Origin of the sequence: Streptacidiphilus pinicola (assembly GCF_003258295.1) — a bacterium.
In the GTDB taxonomy this organism is placed as follows: Bacteria; Actinomycetota; Actinomycetes; order Streptomycetales; family Streptomycetaceae; genus Streptacidiphilus; species Streptacidiphilus pinicola.
The window spans coordinates 55,113-55,323 of sequence record NZ_QKYN01000043.1 but is presented as its reverse complement, the minus strand read 5'-3'; positions in this window follow the sequence as shown (position 1 = coordinate 55,323).

The window sequence follows — 211 nt, the reverse complement described above, 5'->3', positions numbered from 1 at the left end:
GGTCCGGGCGGTCCGGGTGGGGGGTGGACCGGCTGTGGTGCCGTCCACGGCGGGGACGGCACCACAGCTTTTGAACCTGTTGCGGGGGCCGGTCGACGCCCGGGTGTCAGGCGGCGTTCCAGGCTCCGGCGACGGCGATGGCCTGGCGGGGGTTGAGTCGGGGGTCGCACAAGGTGGTGTAGTGGCGGCCGACGTCAAAGGGCTGGGTCTG